General features: G+C 73.6%; 21 protein-coding genes. 1 reads left to right on the forward strand and 20 read right to left on the reverse strand.

All coding sequences use genetic code 11. From position 1 onward, the window contains the following. Nucleotides 1–32: 32 nt before the first annotated feature. From QOZ88_RS13470 to QOZ88_RS13515, 10 genes are all read right to left on the reverse strand, one after another. Complete coding sequence (locus QOZ88_RS13470) at nucleotides 33–989, reverse strand: AraC family transcriptional regulator (RefSeq protein ID WP_306000269.1); 957 nt, start codon at nucleotides 987–989, stop codon at nucleotides 33–35. Between the two features lie 68 nt (nucleotides 990–1,057). Further along, entirely contained in the window at nucleotides 1,058–1,591 is a 534-nt protein-coding gene (locus QOZ88_RS13475; protein WP_306000270.1) for a 2,4'-dihydroxyacetophenone dioxygenase family protein, read from the reverse strand. Nucleotides 1,592–1,850: 259 nt separating this feature from the next. Continuing rightward, nucleotides 1,851–3,248 carry a glycine--tRNA ligase gene (locus QOZ88_RS13480; protein ID WP_091932930.1) on the reverse strand — a complete coding sequence of 466 codons (1,398 nt, stop codon included), beginning with the start codon at nucleotides 3,246–3,248 and terminating at the stop codon, nucleotides 1,851–1,853. Between the two features lie 73 nt (nucleotides 3,249–3,321). Continuing rightward, complete coding sequence (locus tag QOZ88_RS13485; RefSeq protein ID WP_306000271.1) at nucleotides 3,322–3,705, reverse strand: HNH endonuclease; 384 nt, start codon at nucleotides 3,703–3,705, stop codon at nucleotides 3,322–3,324. A 23-nt stretch (nucleotides 3,706–3,728) separates the two neighbouring features. Beyond that, a complete protein-coding gene (locus QOZ88_RS13490) occupies nucleotides 3,729–4,004 on the reverse strand; it encodes an antibiotic biosynthesis monooxygenase family protein (RefSeq protein WP_306000272.1) in 276 nt (91 codons plus the stop codon). A 70-nt stretch (nucleotides 4,005–4,074) separates the two neighbouring features. Further along, entirely contained in the window at nucleotides 4,075–4,611 is a 537-nt protein-coding gene (locus QOZ88_RS13495; protein WP_306000273.1) for a hypothetical protein, read from the reverse strand. Nucleotides 4,612–4,960: 349 nt separating this feature from the next. Then, nucleotides 4,961–5,725 (reverse strand): isoprenyl transferase, encoded by a 765-nt coding sequence (locus tag QOZ88_RS13500; RefSeq protein WP_306000274.1) that lies wholly within the window; start codon nucleotides 5,723–5,725, stop codon nucleotides 4,961–4,963. Further along, a complete protein-coding gene (gene recO / locus QOZ88_RS13505) occupies nucleotides 5,715–6,506 on the reverse strand; it encodes a DNA repair protein RecO (RefSeq protein WP_091932941.1) in 792 nt (263 codons plus the stop codon). Before recO ends, QOZ88_RS13500 begins: the two co-directional genes overlap by 11 nt. A 1-nt stretch (nucleotide 6,507) precedes the next feature. After that, nucleotides 6,508–7,422, reverse strand: a complete 915-nt coding sequence (gene era / locus QOZ88_RS13510) for a GTPase Era (RefSeq protein WP_306000275.1) — start codon at nucleotides 7,420–7,422, stop codon at nucleotides 6,508–6,510. Between the two features lie 67 nt (nucleotides 7,423–7,489). Next, nucleotides 7,490–7,687 carry a hypothetical protein gene (locus QOZ88_RS13515; RefSeq protein ID WP_306000276.1) on the reverse strand — a complete coding sequence of 66 codons (198 nt, stop codon included), beginning with the start codon at nucleotides 7,685–7,687 and terminating at the stop codon, nucleotides 7,490–7,492. Nucleotides 7,688–7,817: 130 nt separating this feature from the next. Here QOZ88_RS13515 and QOZ88_RS13520 point away from each other — a divergent pair, with 130 nt between their 5' ends. Further along, nucleotides 7,818–8,405, forward strand: coding sequence for a hypothetical protein (locus tag QOZ88_RS13520; protein WP_306000277.1), 588 nt, complete (start codon nucleotides 7,818–7,820; stop codon nucleotides 8,403–8,405). Here QOZ88_RS13520 and QOZ88_RS13525 read toward each other — a convergent pair. The 10 genes from QOZ88_RS13525 to QOZ88_RS13575 form a co-directional block, all read right to left on the reverse strand. Then, nucleotides 8,402–8,734 (reverse strand): cytidine deaminase, encoded by a 333-nt coding sequence (locus tag QOZ88_RS13525; RefSeq protein WP_091932951.1) that lies wholly within the window; start codon nucleotides 8,732–8,734, stop codon nucleotides 8,402–8,404. The genes QOZ88_RS13520 and QOZ88_RS13525 overlap by 4 nt on opposite strands. Nucleotides 8,735–8,740: 6 nt before the next feature. Next, nucleotides 8,741–10,102: a hemolysin family protein gene (locus tag QOZ88_RS13530; protein ID WP_306000278.1), complete on the reverse strand. Its 1,362-nt coding sequence runs from the start codon at nucleotides 10,100–10,102 to the stop codon at nucleotides 8,741–8,743. Continuing rightward, nucleotides 10,099–10,602 carry an rRNA maturation RNase YbeY gene (ybeY, locus tag QOZ88_RS13535; protein ID WP_306000279.1) on the reverse strand — a complete coding sequence of 168 codons (504 nt, stop codon included), beginning with the start codon at nucleotides 10,600–10,602 and terminating at the stop codon, nucleotides 10,099–10,101. Before ybeY ends, QOZ88_RS13530 begins: the two co-directional genes overlap by 4 nt. Before the next feature lie 5 nt (nucleotides 10,603–10,607). Continuing rightward, the gene (locus tag QOZ88_RS23260; RefSeq protein ID WP_454970875.1) at nucleotides 10,608–12,818 is read right to left on the reverse strand and encodes a PhoH family protein; all 2,211 of its coding nucleotides are present in this window, start codon (nucleotides 12,816–12,818) and stop codon (nucleotides 10,608–10,610) included. A gap of 109 nt (nucleotides 12,819–12,927) precedes the next feature. Further along, nucleotides 12,928–13,749, reverse strand: coding sequence for an enoyl-CoA hydratase/isomerase family protein (locus tag QOZ88_RS13550; RefSeq protein ID WP_306000280.1), 822 nt, complete (start codon nucleotides 13,747–13,749; stop codon nucleotides 12,928–12,930). 49 nt (nucleotides 13,750–13,798) lie between these two features. After that, nucleotides 13,799–14,158, reverse strand: coding sequence for a histidine triad nucleotide-binding protein (locus QOZ88_RS13555; protein ID WP_306000281.1), 360 nt, complete (start codon nucleotides 14,156–14,158; stop codon nucleotides 13,799–13,801). 27 nt (nucleotides 14,159–14,185) lie between these two features. After that, on the reverse strand, nucleotides 14,186–14,908 hold the full coding sequence (locus tag QOZ88_RS13560; protein WP_306000282.1) for an ABC transporter ATP-binding protein: 723 nt from the start codon (nucleotides 14,906–14,908) through the stop codon (nucleotides 14,186–14,188). Next, nucleotides 14,905–16,719 (reverse strand): branched-chain amino acid ABC transporter ATP-binding protein/permease, encoded by a 1,815-nt coding sequence (locus QOZ88_RS13565; RefSeq protein WP_306000283.1) that lies wholly within the window; start codon nucleotides 16,717–16,719, stop codon nucleotides 14,905–14,907. The genes QOZ88_RS13560 and QOZ88_RS13565 overlap by 4 nt, the downstream gene beginning before the upstream one ends. Next, nucleotides 16,719–17,594: a branched-chain amino acid ABC transporter permease gene (locus tag QOZ88_RS13570; protein WP_091932966.1), complete on the reverse strand. Its 876-nt coding sequence runs from the start codon at nucleotides 17,592–17,594 to the stop codon at nucleotides 16,719–16,721. The genes QOZ88_RS13565 and QOZ88_RS13570 overlap by 1 nt, the downstream gene beginning before the upstream one ends. Nucleotides 17,595–17,767: 173 nt before the next feature. Beyond that, entirely contained in the window at nucleotides 17,768–18,946 is a 1,179-nt protein-coding gene (locus QOZ88_RS13575; protein WP_306000284.1) for an ABC transporter substrate-binding protein, read from the reverse strand. Nucleotides 18,947–19,168: the final 222 nt, after the last annotated feature.

Here is a 19,168-nt window from a genome sequence, read left to right on the forward strand (position 1 = left end):
GGGGGCGGTCGCGGGCCGGCGCCCGTCCGGCATCAGGGCCGTGCGGTGCGCTCCGTCCGGTACTGCGTCGGCGTGCAGCCGTAGGCGGCTCGGAAGAGCCGGGTGAAGTGCGCCTGCGAGCCGAACCCCCAGCGGCTGGCGACGTCGCCGATGCGGTCGTCGTGCGCCCCGGGGCGGCTCAGGTGGCGGCGGGCCGCCTCCAGCCGCCGGTGCTGGATGAGCTGCGTGACCGTGGTGTCCTCGACGGCGAGGGCGCGGTTGAGGTGCCGCGCCGTCACCCCGAGGGCCCGGGCGACGGAGTCCGCGCACAGGCCGGGGTCCTGCAGGTGCTCGTCGGCGTGGGCCCGGGCGGCGCGGACGCGTGCTGCGTCCACCGGCGTGCCGCGTCCGGTGAGCATCACCTCGATGAGGTCCAGGGCCTGGTCACCGACGGACCCGGGCGCCGCCGCGGGGGCCGACACGGCGCCGAGCAGCAGTTCCCGGAGCGCCCGCGCGGTCGCCGACGACGCGCCCGCTCCCGTCCCGGCGACCGGCTGCGGCGTCGCGACGGCGAGCCCGGGGCGCCGCTCCGCCAGCACCTCGTGCGGCACGTCCACGAGCAGTTGCCGCATGTCCCGGCCGAACCCGAACAGGTACGGCTGGTCGGTGCGGTAGACGACGACGTCGCCGGCGCCGACGACCAGGCAGCCGCCCGAGTGGTAGAAGAACCCCTCCCCCTCGAGCAGCAGGCTGACGAAGAGCGCGTCCTTCGGCCGCGACCGGACCAGCGCCGGGGCCCGCTCGATGACGTGCGGGTTGCCCGCGATGTCCGCCACCCGCAGCGGCCCGAGCGCGACGTTCACCTGGCGGGCGAGCAGGCCCTCGGCCGCGTACGTGCGGCAGGTGAGCCCGACGAGGGCCTCGGCGTTGTGGTGCTCCCAGAACGCGAGGCGCTCACCCTCGTCGATGCCGGCCGTGGACACCGAGGACAGCACGGTGGCTGCGGGCACGGGACCTCCGGTGGTGCGCCGGTGTGGGCCCGCACACGGTACCCGCGCCGTCCCGGCGGCCGGCCGGGTCAGCGGATGAGCGTCTCCACGTAGTCGGCACCGATGCCCACCCGGTCGTAGTGCTCGCGGCACAGCGCCAGGTAGTCGTGGACGTCGAAGTGGCCGGCGCTGCCGCCGTCCTCGTCCAGCCAGATCAGCGGGCCCTTGACGACGAAGAAGGCGCGCATCGGCTGGTCGGACTCGTAGGCCACGAGGGTGTGCCCCTCACCGGGGGTCTCGTAGACGAAGGAGCCCTCGGTCGCCGTCCACGGCTGCTCGAGGTACCCCCACTTCCCGCTGATGGTGTAGGCGAAGACTTCGTGCGGGTGGTAGTGCCGGTTGACCAGCCCGGCGGTCTTGGCCCACAGGATGTCCGCCCAGCGGTTGTCGCGCGGGGAGATCCACAGCGGGCGGGAGACCACCGTCGGGCTCAACGGCACGTAGAAGCGGTCGTCGTCGACGGGCGCGAACTGGTGGAACACCTCCGGCTGCGCATCGGGCTTCATCGAGTTCACGATCGGCTTGAGGTCGCGCCAGAACTCGCCACCGGGTGCTTCGGGCATGGATTCCTCCTCGACTGGGTCAGGGCCTGCGCCCTGGTGCCGAGTGAAGACGACCCGCGGCGCCCGGTCTTCCACGTGCCGGACACGTCGTTTGCCTGATCAGGACATGCCCGAGCAGCCGCCGGCGGTGTCCCCTACCCGGGCATCCCGACGCGGGGAATGCCGCCCTGAGGGCCATCGCTGCCCGATCCCGGATGCGCCGGTGCCCGGCTCCAGGGGCTGGAACCGGGCACCGGCGGCGAGGCGGGCGGCAGCGGGCTCAGCAGCCGGGGAGCCGTGCCGCGAGGTAGGACTCGACCTGGTCCAGGGCCACGCGCTCCTGGCTCATCGAGTCGCGCTCGCGGACGGTCACCGCCTGGTCCTCGAGGGTGTCGAAGTCGACGGTGAGGCAGAACGGGGTCCCGACCTCGTCCTGGCGCCGGTAGCGGCGGCCGATGGCACCGGCGTCGTCGAAGTCGACGTTCCAGTTCCGCCGCAGCGCGGCGGCCAGGTCGCGGGCCTTGGGCGAGAGGTCGGCGTTGCGCGACAGCGGCAGGACGGCGGCCTTCACCGGCGCCAGCCGCGGGTCGAGCTTCAGCACGGTGCGGGTGTCGACGCCGCCCTTGGCGTTGGGCGCCTCGTCCTCGGTGTAGGCCTCGACGAGGAAGGCCATGAGGGAGCGGGTGAGCCCGGCCGCCGGCTCGATGACGTACGGCGTCCAGCGGGAGTTGCTGGCCTGGTCGAAGTAGGACAGGTCGGTGCCCGAGTGCTGGGTGTGCGTGGACAGGTCGAAGTCGGTGCGGTTCGCGATGCCCTCCAGCTCACCCCACTCCGAGCCCTGGAAGCCGAAGCGGTACTCGATGTCGACGGTGCGCTTCGAGTAGTGCGACAGCTTCTCCTTGGCGTGCTCGTAGTGCCGCAGGTTCTCCGGGTCGATGCCCAGGTCGGTGTACCAGCGGGTGCGCTCGTCGATCCAGTACTGGTGCCACTCCTCGTCGGTGCCGGGCTCGACGAAGAACTCCATCTCCATCTGCTCGAACTCGCGGGTGCGGAAGATGAAGTTGCCCGGGGTGATCTCGTTGCGGAAGGATTTGCCGATCTGGCCGATGCCGAACGGCGGCTTCTTGCGCGCGGCCCCCATGACGTTGGCGAAGTTGACGAAGATGCCCTGCGCGGTCTCCGGGCGCAGGTAGTGCAGCCCCGACTCGTCCTCGACCGGGCCGAGGTGGGTCTTGAGCATCATGTTGAAGTCGCGCGGCTCGGTCCACGCGCCCTTGGTGCCGCAGTTCGGGCAGGCGATGTCGGCCAGGCCGTTCTCGGGGGCGCGCCCCTTCCGCGACTCGAACTCCTCCTCCAGGTGGTCCGCGCGGAACCGCTTGTGGCAGCTCTGGCACTCGGTGAGCGGGTCGGTGAAGACGCCGACGTGGCCCGACGCGACCCAGGTCTGGCGCGGGAGGATCACCGAGGAGTCCAGGCCCACGATGTCGTCCCGGCTCTGGACGACGGTGCGCCACCACTGGCGCTTGATGTTCTCCTTGAGCTCGACGCCGAGCGGGCCGTAGTCCCAGGCGGAGCGCGTACCGCCGTAGATCTCCCCGGACGGGAAGACGAAGCCCCGTCGCTTGCAGAGGTTGACGACCTTGTCGAGGCGGGCGGCGTCGTGCTTGGCGGTGCTCACGGGGAGGGGGCTCCATCCGGCTGGCGGTCGGCGGTTGACCTGCCCACGGTAGTTGGCCGGGAGTGCGGCGCCCTCAGTCGGTGGCCGCGGCCGGCTGCCCGGCCGCCTCCGGGAAGAACAGCAGTGCGAGGGAGGCCCGGATCTCGGCGTGCCGCACGAGGAAGGCCCGCTCGTCCAGCCGTTTGCGCCGCAGCCACGCGGTGACCTCGTCGTTGCACTTGCTGGCGTTGCAGGGGCCGCAGGCCGGGACGACGTTGCCGAACGTGTACCGCCCACCGCGGGAGATCGGGAGCACGCAGTCGCGCTGCAGGGGCCGGCCGATGGCCCCGCAGTACGCGCACCCGCCCCACGCGTGCTCCAGCGCGGCCCACTGCGGGGCGCTCAGGTCGTGCTCGACGGCGTCCATGCGGCGCTTGCGCCGGCGGGCGTACCGGGCGGTGCGGGTGCGGCTGACCACGGCCCGACCGTAGGTGCTGACCGTCACTCGGTCAGGTAGGCGCCCGGCTCGTCGAGGGCGTGCACCCACACCGGCGCACCGGCGATCTTCACCTCGGCCGCCGAGAGCCCCCGCCGGTAGGCACCCACGCCGTCCCACCGGGTCACCAGCGCCCACAGGGTCGGGTCGTCGGCGGCCCGGCCCAGCTCGCCGCCGCGGAAGCCGGGCCGGGCGCCCAGCGCCGCCAGCAAGCCGGCCACCGCTTCGGCGAGCGCTCCTGCCTCGTCCGCCGTCACCCGCAGCCGCGTCACCGCGAACACCCGCGCTCCCCCCGTCCGGCCCGCGCCGGCGTGCTCGTCACCGTCCCGTCCCGGGCGGCGTCCTCCCCGGTCAGCGGAAGTCGCAGACCGTCCCATCGGCGCCGACGTGCACCAGCAGCAGGAACGGCTCGCCGTCGTCGAGCTCCAGGGTGAAGGAGGCCACGTCGGTCGCGGACTCCGCCTGGTGCTCGACCCCGTCGAAGGTCCCGCTGGTGAAACCCTGCCCGCCGAGGGTGCCGGTGTAGAAGTAGTCGCCCAGCACCTGCGCCGGGTCCTCGCCGGCCGCCGCGGCGACGGCCGCCTCCTGCACCTCGGCGCAGGAGAGGTCGTAGGCGGTCTGGAAGTCGCCCTGCCCCACCGCCTCCACCCAGGCCAGCGCGACCTCGCCCGAGCCTGGGTAGAGCCCCTCGTCCGCGGGGACGGACCCGCCCATCCGGGCGCCGCCGGGCAGCTGTCCGGTCCCGCCGACGGGCGACGTCGACGACCGGGCCGGCTGCTCCTGCTGCCCGGCGGTCAGGACGGCGCCCTGCTCGGCGCCCCGCTGATCGCCGGCATCCCCGTCCAGCAGGAACAGCAGCAGGGTGCCCAGGCCGGCGATCAGCAGCACGGCGGCACCGATCAGCCACGGGAGCAGGGTCCGCTTCCGCGGGCGCCGAGCGGGTTCCCCCGGTCCACCGCCGTACCCGGGTGGGCCGTACGGCGGCGGCCCGGCCGGGGGGTGCTGGCCGTACCCGCCCGGCTGCCCCGGGGGCGGACCGACCGGAGCGGCCGGGAACGGCGCGTCCGGCGGGGCCCAGCCACGGGCGTTCCCGGCCGGTCCCTGCTGCCCGTCCGGATCCGGCGGGCCGGCGCGGTGGCTCCCGGAAGGTGGCTGCGTCATGGCGGTCGCTCTTCTGCTCGGTACCTCGTCCGGCCTGTTCGATCCGGTCGAGCGGAAACGTTACGTCCGGGGCGAGTCAGGCGGAACCGAACCGGCGCTGCCGCGAGGCGAACTCCTCGCAGGCCGCCCACAGGTGCCGCCGGTCGAAGTCGGGCCAGAGCGTGTCCAGGAAGACGAACTCGGCGTAGGCGGACTGCCACAGCAGGAAGTTGCTGGTCCGGTTCTCCCCCGAGCTGCGCACGAAGAGGTCGACGTCCTCCATGTCGGGCTCGTCCAGGAAGCGGGCGACCGTGGACTCGTCGACCTTGTCCGGGTCCAGCCGACCGGCGGCGACCTCGCGGGCGATCGCGGCCGCGGCGTCGGCGATCTCCGCCCGTCCGCCGTAGTTCACGCACATGGTGAGGGTGAGGACGTCGTTGTCGCGGGTGAGCTCCTCGGCGATCTCGAGCTCCTTGATGACGCTGCGCCACAGCCGCGGCCGGCGCCCGGCCCAGCGGACCCGGACCCCGAGCTCGTGCATCTCGTCGCGGCGCCGGCGGATCACGTCGCGGTTGAAGCCCATGAGGAAGCGCACCTCCTCGGGGCTGCGCCGCCAGTTCTCGGTGGAGAAGGCGTACGCGCTGATCGCCTTGACGCCCAGCTCGATGGCGCCCTCGACGCAGTCGAAGAGCGAGGACTCCCCCGCCTCGTGCCCGGCGGTGCGGGGCAGGCCGCGAGAAGAGGCCCAGCGGCCGTTGCCGTCCATGACCAGCGCGATGTGCCGGGGGACCTTGTCCGGGGGCAGCTGCGGCGGACGGGCACCGGACGGGTGCGGGTTCGGGGCCTTGACCTCACGCCTCATGCAGCAGGCTCATCTCCCGGCGGGGCGCCGACTCGGTGCGGTCCACCAGCGGCAGCGAGCGCAGCCCGCGCTCCAGGTGCCACTGCAGCAGCGCGGCCACCAGGCCGCTGCCCTCCCGCCGGTTGGTGCCCTGGCTCGCCTCGGCCCGGGGCCAGTCGCCGGTCAGCAGCGCGTCGAGCAGCTCGATGGTGACCGGGTTCGGCATGGCCGAGCCGGCCGGGCGGCAGGCCGGGCAGACGGTGCCGCCGGCGGGCACGGAGAAGTGCCGGTGCGGGCCGGCCTCGCCGCAGCGGGCGCAGTCGGCGAGCGCGGGCTCCCAGCCGGCCACCGACATCGCCCGCAGCAGGAAGGCGTCGAGCACCAGCGGCGCGGGGTGGGCCCGCTCCCCCAGCGCCCGCAGGGCACCGACCACGAGGAGGAACAGCCGCAGCGAGGGCTCCTTCTCCTCGGCGGTGAGCCGGTCGGCGGTCTCCAGGACGGCGGTGCCGGCGGTGTAGGCCGGGTAGTCGGCGACGATCTCCTGCCCGTAGGCGCGGATCGACTCCACCTGGCTCACGATGTCCAGGTTGCGGCCGGTGTAGAACTGCACGTCGACGTGGGTGAACGGCTCGAGCCGGGCGCCGAACTTGCTCTTGGTCCGGCGCACGCCCTTGGCCACCGCACGCACCTTGCCGTGCCGCCGGGTGAGCACGGTGATGATGCGGTCGGCCTCGCCGAGCTTCTGGGTGCGCAGGACGATGCCCTCGTCCCGGTAGAGCGCCTTGGGGGTGTGTGCGCTCACGTCAGTACCCGAGCCGGTTGAGCTTCTTCGGGTCGTCCTGCCACTCCCCGAGGACGGTGACGTGGAGCTCCAGGTGCACCCGGGCGCCCAGCAGCGCCTCCATGCCGTGGCGCGCCTCGGTGCCGATCGCCTTGATGATCGACCCGCCCCTGCCCAGCAGCATCGGCTTCTGGCTGGGCCGCTCGCAGTGCAGCAGCGCGTGCACCTCGACCAGCTCCTGCCCGGCCTGCTTGGGATCGGGACGGCGGTTCAGCTCCTCGATGGTGACCGCGAGGGAGTGCGGCACCTCCTGGAACACCTTCTCCAGCGCCGCCTCGCGCACCAGCTCGGCCAGCTGCCGCTCGGTGTCCTCGTCGGTGGTCTGCTCCTCCGGGTAGAGCGGCGGCCCCTCCGGCAGCAGGCCCACCAGCAGGTCCTCCAGGAGCTCCACCTGGTCACCCTTCACCGCGCTGACCGGCACCACCTCGGCGGCCTCGACCAGCTGGCTGGCCGCGATCAGCTGCTCGGCCACGTGCTTCCTCGCCGCGGCGTCGGTCTTGGTGACCACGACGACCACGGGCGCCTTCACCTCCTGCAGCTGGCGGGCGATGAAGCGGTCACCGGTGCCGACGGGCTGGTCGGCCGGGACGCAGAGGACGACCACGTCGACGTCGGCCAGCGTGTCGCGCACGACGTCGTTGAGCCGGCGGCCCAGCAGGCTCTTGGGCTTGTGCAGCCCCGGGGTGTCGACCAGCACGACCTGCCCTCCGGGCCGGTGGACGACGCCGCGGATGGCGTGCCGGGTGGTCTGCGGCCGGTTGCTGACGATGCCGACCTTCTCGCCGACCATCGCGTTGGTCAGCGTGGTCTTGCCGGCGTTGGGGCGCCCGACCAGGGCCACGAAGCCGCTGCGGTAGGGCTGGTCAGGGTCGGTCACACCGGTCAGTCTCCCACCGGTGGCCGACAACGCCGCGCCCCGGCGGGCCACGGCACGGCGGGCGCGGTCAGGACCAGGGCCGGCCGATCCGGTCGCGGCGCCCCGCGTCGAGCCGGGCGAGCTCCCGGGCGCCGGACAGCACCTCGCGGGCCAGCCGGCGCCCGGCCTCGGGCCAGGAGGACGCCGGCACCGCACGCCTCCCGGCGGGGCGGGCGAGCGCCCGCAGGACCAGGAGGACCAGCAGCAGGAAGAGCAGCGTCGTCACGGCTCGACGATCCGCTCCCGTGCACGCCGGCGGAAGTGGCAGGGACGACGGTCTGCGCAACGTTCCTGCCACCCGGCTGCTCGCGCTCCCCCGGGGCCGGGCCTCCGCTCCGGCTGGGAGGATCGGTCCTGTGCCAGGACGACAGCGGGACAGGGCGCGGCCACCTCGCGCGGCGGCGGACCGCGCCCGGCGGTCGCACGTCGAGCAGGTGCGCGGGCACCGCTTCATCGCCGGCTGGGGGCCGAAGCGGTCGGCGACCGTCGTCCCCGCACCGCTGAGCTACTGGCAGTACCGGCCCGGGGGCCCGTTCGCGGCCGGCGCCGCCGTGCTCGTCGTCGTCCTGTGGCTGGGGCTGTTCGGCTGGCTCGCCGGCGCGGCGGCCGCCCGCGAGGAGCTGCCGCTGGCGCTCGTCGCGGGTGTCGCGGTGTACGTGCTCAACACCCGGCGGGTCACCGTCTCCGACCACGGGCTGTCGTTCGACGTGGCCGGGAGCCGGACCGACCCGGCCGACGTCGTCCCCTCCGTGCTGGTGCAGGAGGTGCACGCCGGCCCCGCCCCCGCGGACTGGCCGCAGGCGGACAGGCGTGGCGGGTGGTGGCCCGGGCGCACCCGGGTCGCCGTCCGGCACCTGGGCGACGACGGCGAGCAGGCGCTCACCGTGTGGCTGCGCGACCCGGCAGCCTTCGCCGACGCCCTCGGCGTCCCGCTGACCCGCTAAGCGGAGTCGCGCAGGGTGCCGTCGGGGCCGGCCAGGTGCACGGGCGCGCCGGCGGTGAGGTCGCGGACGGCGGCCAGCCCGGCCGGCTCCACGGCCTCGGCCGCGGAGACGACGACGGCGGCCTCCAGCCCCTCCACCCCGCTGGAGACGGCGGCGGCGACGGCGGCCTGGAGCGCGGTGAGGGTCAGCGACGGCAGCGCCACGCTCGCCGCCACGTAGGTGCGGCCGTCGGTGTCGCGCACCGCGGCGCCCTCGGTGGCGCCGGTGCGGGCGCGGGCCGAGCGGGCGAGGGTGACGAGCTTCGCGTCCTCGGGGTGCAGATCAGCCACGGGGCGTCAGCCTTCCACCACGCCGGCGGGCTGCTCCGCGCGGGTGGCCCCCGACGCGTGCGGCCCGTCGGCGCCCTCGTCGCCGTCCTCCGACGGCTCCGGCAGCCGGCACACCAGCATGGTGTCGATCCGGTTGCGCCGCCCGCCGGTGCTCTCGGCGACCAGGCGCAGACCGGCGACCTCGGCCGCCGCGCCCTCGATCGGCACCCGCCCCAGTTCGCGGGCGAGCAGGCCGCCGACGGTCTCGACGTCGTCGTCCTCGGGCAGCTCCACCCCGGGGAAGAGCTGGGCGAGGTCCTGCACGGGGAGCCGGGCGATGACCCGCACCGAGCCGTCCTCGAGCTGCTCGATCTCCGGGCGCTGGAACCTATCGTGCTCGTCGGCGATCTCGCCGACGATCTCCTCGAGGATGTCCTCGATGGTCACCAGGCCGGCGAACCCGCCGTACTCGTCGACCACGATCGCGATGTGGATGCGCTGCGCCTGCATGTCCCGCAGCAGCTCGTCGACCGGCTTGGACTCCGGGACGAACGTCGGCGGGCGCATCAGCTCCTCGACCTTGGGCCCGCCGCGGTCCTGGGCGTTCTGCGAGCGGCGGACCAGGTCCTTGAGGTAGACGACGCCGACGACGTCGTCCACGTTCTCACCGATCACCGGGATCCGGCTGAAACCGCTGCGCAGCGCCAGGGCCAGCGCCTGCCGCACCGTCTTGCCGCGCTCGATCCACACGACGTCGGTGCGCGGGACCATGACCTCGCGGGCGATCGTGTCGCCCAGCTCGAACACCGAGTGGATCATGTTGCGCTCGCCGGACTCGACGACGCCGCGCTCCTCGGCCATGTCGACCAGCTCGCGCAGCTCGACCTCGGAGGAGAAGGGGCCGTCGCGGAAGCCGCGGCCGGGGGTGATCGCGTTGCCGACGAGGATGAGCAGGCTCGCCACCGGTCCGAGCACCCGGCCCAGCAGCCGGATGATCCCCGCCGTGGCCAGCGCCGTGCCGTACGCGTGCTGGCGGCCCAGGGTGCGCGGGCCGACGCCGACCAGCACGTAGCTGACCACGGTCATGACCCCCGCCGCCGCCAGCACCGCCTGCAGGGTGCTGTCCCACAGGTCGAAGAAGAGCAGCGCGACGATCACCGCGGCGACCATCTCGCAGAGGATGCGCAGCAGCAGGAGCAGCGCGACGTGCCGCGCCCGCTCGGCGACGACCTCCTCCAGACCCGCGGCCCGCTTCACGCCGTCGCGGCGCAGCTCCTCCACGCGCGCCTTCGAGACCCGCTGGAGGGCCGCTTCCATCGCGCCGAACAGGCCGGCGAGGGGGATGAGGCAGATGGCGACCACCAGGCTCGTGATCGCGCCGGTAGTCATCGGGGACCGGTCTCCTTGACCACCGGTGCACCGGTCACCGGCTCGCGCGGAGCGGCCCGCCAGGCGTCGATCAGCTTGCCCTGGAGGCCGAACATCTCCTTCTCCTCCGCGGGCTCCATGTGGTCGTAGCCCAGCAGGTGGAGGATGCCGTGGGTGGCCAGCAGCACCAGCTCGTCGTCCATCGAGTGCCCGGCGGCGCGGGCCTGCCGGACGGCGACGGCGGGGCAGAGCACGATGTCGCCGAGCAGGGCGGGCCCGGGCTCGGGGTCGTCGGGCCGGCCGCTGTCGAACTCGTCCATGGGGAAGGCCAGCACGTCGGTCGGGCCCTTCTCGCCCATCCACCGCTCGTGCAGGCTGCTCATGTAGTCGGGGTCGACGCAGAGCACGGACAGCTCGGCCATCGGGTTGATCTTCATCTCGCCGAGCACGAAGCGGCAGACGCCGGCCAGCTCGGCCTCGTCCACCGCGATCTCGGACTCGTTGGACACCTCGACGGGCACGGTGGTCAGCTCCCCTGCCGGCGTGGCCGGGCGGTACGGGCCGGCGCACCGGCGGCCGATCGGGTGGTGGGCGCCTGGCGGGTGGCGTCCCAGCGCTCGTAGGCGTCGACGATGTCGCCGACCAGCCGGTGGCGGACGACGTCCCCGCTGGTCAGGTTGGCGAAGTGCACGTCCTCGATGCCGTCGAGGATCTCGCGGACGATCTTCAGCCCGCTCTGCGCGCCTCCGGGCAGGTCGACCTGCGTGACGTCACCGGTGACCACGATCTTCGAGCCGAAACCGAGCCGGGTGAGGAACATCTTCATCTGCTCGGCCGTGGTGTTCTGCGCCTCGTCAAGAATGACGAACGCGTCGTTGAGGGTGTTGTGGGTGACGAGGAAGTCGTCGGTCACGTACAGCGAGTCCTGCGCGCCCACCTGGATGCACATCGTCTCCATCTCGCCCACCGGCTCGATGCTCTCGATGAAGCGCATCGGCCGACCGCCGCCCGCCGCGTCGTAGGCCTGCCGCTTCCGCTCGAGGCGGAAGGGCTGCACGCCCTCGGGCAGGCGGATGTCGAGCACGTGGGCATCGGTCCTGTAGGGGACGTCCCGGCCCAGCGCCCGCCCGGGCCGGCGGCCTTCGGCCGCCCGGACGCGTGAGTAGACGACGCCGCCCAGAGAGCGGACGAGGAACGTCACGTCGTCGCGCAGCCGCGTCGAGGTGGTGGAGTACTGGACGCGGCAGGTCCGCCCGCGCTGCGAGACGGGGCCGCCGTCGGTGTCGAGGACACCCTGGAGGACCGCGAGCCGGACGTCTTCCGAGTTGTGCAGGTAGACCTCGGGCACGAACTTGGTCGCCGACCGAGATCCGGCGAGGCCGAGCTCGCGGATCGTCTCGGTCACGGGGTTCGCGATCCGCAGCCCGCCGCGCCCACCATCGAGGTGCCGCAGGGTGTAGTCGTACCCGCCCTTGTGGCGGACCTCGATGCGGTCGAGAGCAGCCTCCAGGGCGACGGCGAGCTCAGGATCGGCGGTCGCGAAGGCGGGGGTCGTCGTGGTGGTCAGGCACCCGTCGCCGAGGAGCAGGCCCAGGGCGTACGGATCCAGCGGCACCTCTTCGGGCTCGAGCTGGACCGGCTGCACCACGGGCAGCTCGTACCGGTGCGCGTGCGACCACCGCAGCCGGCCGATCATCTCCTGGGTCTCCAGGGTGCGCGACGTCCCGCGACGTCGGTCGTCCGGTGTCCGCACCGTCCAGAGGTGCTCGCCGCACGCGAGCGTCGAGCCGCCGTCCTGGGTGGTGACGCGGTACACCTGCTTGCGCCCTTGCGGGTACACGCCCAAGACCGGGGTCGGGGTCCCGTCGGAGCCGATCACCAGGTCACCCACCTGCAACGTGCCGATCGGCATGAAGCCGTTGGGAGTGAGCACCTTCGCGTCGTACGGCTGCGCACGGCCCCGCATGTAGGCCAGCGGCGCGACCTCGATGGTGCCCGACTGCATCAATCGCGGAATCGACTCGGGGTCGACCATGTCGTGCAGCGCGTCGTAGAGCGGCCGCAGGTACGGGTCGATCTTCTCCGAGAGGGTGCCGGGCAGGTAGCCCAGCCGCTCCCCCGCCTCGACGGCCGGCCGGGTCAGGATGATGCGGTTGACCTGCTTGGTGGTCAGCGCCTGCACCGCCTTGGCCATGGCCAGGTAGGTCTTGCCGGTACCGGCCGGGCCGATGCCGAAGACGACGGTGTGCTGGTCGATGGCGTCGACGTAGCGCTTCTGGTTCAGCGTCTTGGGCCGGATCGTGCGGCCGCGGCGGCTGATGATGTCCAGGCTCAGCACGTCGGCCGGGCGCTCGGCGCCCCCGGCCTTGAGCATGCCGATGACCCGGCGCACCGAGTCCGGCCGCAGCACCTGGCCGGTGCCCAGCAGGGCGATCAGCTCGTCGAAGACGCGGACGGCGAAGGCGTTGTCGGCCGGCTGCCCGGTGACGGCGATCTCGTTGCCGCGCACGTGGACGTCGGCGTCGAGCTCACCCTCCACGAGCCGGAGCAGCTCGTCGCCCGAGCCGAGGAGGGCGACCATCGAGACCCCGTCGGGCACGGTGATCGTCGCCCGGACGGGGGCGGTGGACGGGGTGGGCGGACCGGCGAGCGTGCCGTCCGCCGCGGCGGCCTGCGCCGAGGCCTCACGCGACGTGGGCGCTCCTGGCACGGGGACGTTCGGGGAGGTGTCGGGCAAGAACCCTCGACCCTGCCTTCCTGCGACGGCGAAGTGCGGGGATCCGCACTGGTGACCCGCTCGACTCTACCCGCGCGGGGCTCCCCGGAACCCGCGTCGCCCGAAGGGGTCAGCGCCCGGTGTAGGTGGCCTTGCCCGGCCCGTCCGCGAGGAAGGAGGCGACGGCGCCGCGGAGGTCGTCGGTGGCGAAGAGCGGCCCGGAGATCTCCGGAACCAGCGCGTCGGCCGCGCGGGCGCCCTCGCGGACGGCGACGGTCGCCAGCCGCTTGGTGGCCGCGTGCGCCACGGTGGGCCCGGCCGCGACCCGGCGCGCGTACTCCCGCGCCGCCTCGGCGAAGCCCTCGTCGGGGAGCACCCGGTTCACCACGTTCCACCGCTCCAGGACGGCGGCCGGGTAGCGCTCGCCGGTGTAGATCAGCTCCTTGGCGCGGGCGGGGCCGGCCCGCTCGGCCAGCCGCTGGGGCCCGCCCATCGAGGGGGTGAGGCCGACGACGATCTCCACGAGGCCGAAGGAGGCCCTCTCGGCGGCCAGCAGGATGTCGCAGGACAGCGCCAGCTCGAAGGCGGCGGTGAGGCAGAGCCCGTGCGCGGCGAAGACGGTGGGCACCGGGAGGTCCTCGAAGGCGTTGGCCACGCGCAGCAGCCGGGCCCACAGCTCGGCGCCGCGCTGGGCCGGCTCCGGCCCCTCGGCGATGTCGCGGAAGTACGTGACGTCCACCCCGCCGGAGACGACCTTGCCGCGCGCCTCGACGAGCACCGCGCGGGCGCGGTCGGCCCTGGCCGGCTCGGTGAGCTGCACCAGCTCGGCGGCCACCGCTTCCATCGCGTCGAACGTCGCGGCGTCGAAGAGGTTCAGCGGCGGGTTGTCCAGCACGACGACGGCGACGTCGCCGTCCCGCTCGATCCGGAGGGGGGCTGCGGCGTCGGTCATGCGCCCACCTTCTCAAGCCGCAGCGCGCCGGGCAGCACGACCCCGTCGATCAGCCGGGCGGCCAGCCGAGGTCGCGGCCGCCGAGCACGTGCAGGTGGAGGTGGTCCACCGACTGGCCGGCCTGCGGCCCGGTGTTGGTGACGACGCGGTAGCCCGGCTCGTTGCCGTCGCCGGCGACGAGGCCCTCGCCGACCGCCACCGCGTGCGCCCCGGACACGACCTCGCCGAGCAGCCCCGGGTCCGCGGCCGCCAGCGCACCGACGTTGCGGTGGTGCTCCTTCGGGATCACCAGCACGTGCGTCGGCGCCTGGGGGTTGATGTCGCGGAAGGCGAGCACCCGGTCGGTCTCGTGGACGACGTCGGCGGGGATCTCACCGGCGACCATGCGGCAGAACAGGCAGTCGGTCACCCTGCCGACCCTAGCCGGAGCCGGCCGTCAGGTGCCGCTCTCGACCCCCAGGTAGGCCTGCACGATGCGCTCGTCGGCGAGCAGGTCGGCCGCCGGGCCGGAGTGCACCACCTCGCCGCTCTGCAGCACGTACCCGTGGTCGGCTGCGCGCAGCGCCCGGCGGGCGTTCTGCTCCACCAGCACCACCGTGGTGCCCGACGCGCGGATCTCCTCGATGACGCGGAACACCTCGTCGACGATCTTGGGCGCCAGCCCCATCGACGGCTCGTCCATGAGCATCACCGTCGGCCCGGCGACCAGGGCGCGGGCGATGGCGAGCATCTGCTGCTCCCCGCCGGAGAGCGCCCCCGCCGGCAGCGCCCGCCGCTCGGCGAGCACCGGGAACCGGTCGTACATCGCGTCGACGCGGCCCGCGCCGCCGGTGCCCGAGTGCCACGCGCCCATCTGGAGGTTCTCCTCGATGGTGAGCGTGGCGAGGATCTGCCGCCCCTCGGGCACCTGCACCAGCCCGCGGCCCACCAGCTTGTGGGCGGGGGTCCGGGTGACGTCCTGGCCCTCGAAGGTGATCCGGCCGCCGGCCGGCCGCAGCATCCCGGAGACGGCGTTGATGACCGAGGACTTCCCCGCGCCGTTCGCCCCGACCAGCGTCACCAGCGAGCCCTGCTCGGCCCGGAAGGAGACGTCCCGCACCGCCTCGACCCGGCCGTAGGTCACCCGCAGGCCCTCCACGGTGAGGATCGGGTCGCTCATGTCGCATCCCTCGAGGTGTCGGGCGTGTCCAGGGTGCCGGCGGCGCCGGGCCGCACGTTCGCGACGGCGTCCGGGGGCGCGTCGCCGGCCCCGGCCGCGGTGGCGCCGGAGCGGGCGTCCCCGGCGAGGGGGCCCTCGTCCGCGTCGTCCTCGGCCGACCCGAGGTAGGCCTCGATGACCGCCGGGTCGGCGGCGACCTGGTCCGGGGCACCGCTGGCGATGACCTCGCCGAAGTTGAGGACGACGACGCGGGTGCAGGTCTGCAGCACCATGCCGACGTTGTGCTCGATGAACAGGATGGTGAGCCCGTCCCGCGCCAGCGACCTGATCAGCTCCGAGAGCCGGGCCGCCTCGACGTGGTTCATCCCCGCGGCCGGCTCGTCCAGGATCAGCAGCGAGGGATCGGAGGCCAGCGCGCGGGCGATCTCGAGCCGGCGCTGGTCGCCGTAGGACAGCGACTCCGCCCGGTTGCCGGCGAGCTCGCTCAGCCCGACGCGCTCCAGGCAGCGGGCCGCCTGCCGCAGCGCCGCCCGCTCGTCCCGCCGCGCGGACGGCAGCCAGATCATCCGCCGCAGGAAGGTGGGCCGGCTGACCAGGTGGGCCCCGACCAGCACGTTCTCCAGCGCAGACAGCCGGTTGAACAGCTTCGAGTGCTGGAACGTGCGGCTCACCCCGGCCGCCGCGATGCGGTGCACCGGCGTGCTGCCGATCGCCGTCCCGAGCACCGTCGCGCTGCCCGAGCTGGGCGGGACCAGGCCGCTGATCATGTTGACCAGCGTGGTCTTGCCGGCGCCGTTGGGGCCGATCAGGCCGACCACCTCGCCGGCGCGGATCTCCAGGTCCACGCCGCGGACGGCGTGCACACCGCCGTACTCCTTGCCCAGGCCCGCGAGCGTGACGACCGGGTCGCCCGCCGCCGGGTGGCGTCGACCGGCGAGGCCGGCGGTGGTGTCGTCGTCACCGGAGGGCATGCGGGTCCGGCGCGGGATCAGGCTCGCGAGCCCTCCGGGCAGGAAGAGGATGACGACCAGCAGGAGCAGGCTGGCGAGGAACGGCCGGATCCAGCCGGCCTCCACGCCGACCGCCCGCTGGATCTCCGGGACGATCGTCTGGAACCCGCTGCCCAGCAGCGGCCCCAGGAACATCGTGGAGCCGCCCACGACCGCGGTGACCAGCCCCTCGACGGCCGCGACGAAGTCGAAGTCGTTGGGCGCGATGAGCCGGACGTAGTAGGCGTAGAGGACGCCGTAGAGCCCGGCGACCGCGCCGGCGGTGATGAACGCGGCGAGCCGGTGGCGCCCCACGTCGATGCCCATCGAGCGGGCGGCCAGCTCGTCCTCGCGGATCGCCTCCAGCGCGCGGCCGTACCGCGAACGGCCCATCCGCCAGAACCAGTAGGCCACCAGCGCGAGCGCGGTCCAGGCCATGCCGACGGTGAGGATCCGGGAGACCCCCAGACCCTGGGCGCCGCCGGTCCACTCCTGGTTGAGCAGCACCACGCGGACCGCCTCGGCGAAGCCGAGGGTCGCGATGGCCAGGAAGACCCCGCGCAGGTGCATGGTCGGCAGGCCGAGGACGACGGCGCCGAGCGCGCCGACCGACATGCCGATCGCCACGGCGATCAGCAGGGCGGGGACGTCGCCGACGTCGGCCCCGCTGGGTGCCAGGTAGGCCCCGGAGAACGCCGCCAGGGAGGCGAAGCCGGCCTGGCCGAGGCTGAGCTGCCCGGCGATCAGGACGGCGTAGAAGGAGTAGGCGAAGATCGCGCCCAGCGCGATGAAGGTGAGCGTGGTGGCGTACTGGTCCAGCATCAGACCTCCCGGACCTTCCGCGCGCCGAGCAGCCCCTGCGGGCGCAGCAGCAGGATCACGAACAGCAGGCCGAAGGCGATGACGTTCACCCACGACGAGCCGATGTACTGGACGGCGAACACCTCGGCCAGGCCCAGCAGCAGCCCGCCGATGAGCGCACCGGGCAGCGATCCCATGCCGCCGACGATGATGACCGCCAGGCCCTTGAGCTCGATCGCCGCGCCCATGCCCAGCTGGGCGGTGTTCACGTTGATCGCGAACAGCACGCCGGCGACCGCGCCGAGCGCCGAGGAGATCGCGAAGGTGACCGCGGTGACCCGGTCGACGTTCACGCCGAGCACCCGCGCCGCGGTCGGGTTCTCCGCGACCGCGCGCATCCCCCGGCCCAGCCGTGTCCGGGTGACCATGTAGGTCAGACCCACCATCAGGGCGAGGGAGACCACCAGGATGACCACCTGCACGAGGGTCACCTGGGCGCCGAACACCTCGAACCGGGTGTCGGGGAAGGAGCCCGGCGGGAAGCGGCGGGTGTCCGGGCCGTAGCGCCACTGCAGCAGCGCGATGAGCATGCCCGCGAGCGCGATCGAGGAGATCAGCCCGGCGAAGTGGGCGTCGGCCCGGTTCTTGAGCGGCCGGAACGCCACCCGCTCGATGACCAGGCCGACGACGGCGCCGAAGACGAACACGATCGGCAGCGCGGCCCAGAGGGACAGCCCGCCCCGCTCGACGAGCTCGATGCCGACGAAGGCGGAGGCGGCGAAGACCGCGGGGTGCGCGAGGTTCAGCCGGTCGAGGATGCCGAAGACCAGCGTGAACCCGATGGCGAACAACGCGTAGATCGAGCCGATGAAGATGCCGTTGAGGAGCTGCTGCACAGCGTTGCCTGTTCTCGTCGTGGGTGCCCGGGCACGGTAGCCGACGCACGGCCGGGGGGCCGGGGGCCCGGGGCCGGGCCCCCCCGGGGGGGGGGGGGCCCGGGCCCCCCCCCCCGCCCCCCCGGCGGGGTCGCAGCGCGGCGCCGGCCGGTCAGCCAGCCCCGCGGAGCGGGTCACTCCAGGACGGTGAACTCGCCGTTCTCGACGACCTGGACGACGGCCGGGTGGTCGGCGTCGCGGTTCTCGTCGATGGAGAACTCGCCGAGGACGGTGGGCACGTCCTCGATCTGCCCCAGCGCCTCCTGGATGCTGTCCCGCTCGGCCGAGCAGTTGGCGCGCACGGCCTGGTCGACCAGCTTCAGCCCGGTGTAGGCCTGGGCGGCGAACTGGTCGGGCTGGGCGCCGTACTCGGCCTCGTAGGCCTCGAGGAACGCCTGGTTCTCCGGGTTGTCGGAGGAGGAGTTCCAGGCGGCGCCGACGACGACGCCCTCGGCCGCCTCACCGGCGTCGGCCATCAGCGTCGGGTTGTTGAACCCGTTGCCGCCGATGATCGGCACGTCGATGCCGAGCTCGCGGGCCTGGGTCACCAGCGGCACCGCCGCCTCGATCAGCGCCGAGACCACCAGCGCGTCGGGGTCGCTCTCCTGGGCCTGGGTCAGCAGGGCGCGGAAGTCGGTGTCGGACTTGGAGAAGGTGATCGTCTCGCTGATCTCCACGCCCTCCTCCTCCAGCGCGGCGGCGAACGCCTCGTAGCCGGACTCGGTGAAGGCGTCGTCGTTGCTGTACATGACGACCACGTTCTCGAGCCCGAACTGCTCGGTCGCCTGGGCGATCGTCTGCGGGATCACCGCCTGCTCGGTGAGCGAGTCGCGGAAGATGTAGTCGCCGATCTCGGTGACGCCCGCGGCGGTGTTGGAGATGCCCAGCACCGGGACGCCGGCATCCTGGGCGATCGGGTCGGCCTGGACGGCGGCGTTGGACAGGGTGGGCCCGATGATCAGGCTCACGCCGTCGTTGACGAACTCGTCGAAGAGCGTGATCGCCTGGCGGGGGTCGGTCTGGTCGTCCTCGATCGTGAGGTCGTAGGTGACGCCGCCCTGCTCGGCCAGCTCCGCGGCGGCGAGCTCCAGGCCGCGCTGCTGCGACTCGCCGTAGCTGGCCGCGGCGCCGGTGAGGCTGAGCACCGCGCCGAGGGGCACCTCGCCCTCGATGGTGCAGGACTCCCCGCTGCCCTCGCCGGTGAGCGCGCCCGAGGCGGCGGAGTCCCCGCCACCGGACTCACCGGAGCCGCAGGAGGCGAGGAGGAGGGCCGCGGCGCCGGCCACGGCGACGGTGTGGAGCTTGGTGCGCATGTCTCTCCCTTGTCGAGCACGACGACCGCGCCGGCCGCGACGAGGCGGCCACGCGTCACTGGCGGACGGGCCGGTCCGAGGCGCCCGGGCGTCGTGGGCCGACCGGAGCCGGTCGGCTGGTTACGGGAGTCACAGTAGGCACCCTGCGCCGCGCCTTCGGCAGGGGCGTGGCAAGCGTGCCCAGAACGTGACCGTCCGGAAATCGGCGGGGTGCGCGTCGAC

It is taken from the genome of Blastococcus carthaginiensis (assembly GCF_030731085.1).
GTDB classification, from domain to species: Bacteria; Actinomycetota; Actinomycetes; order Mycobacteriales; family Geodermatophilaceae; genus Blastococcus; species Blastococcus carthaginiensis.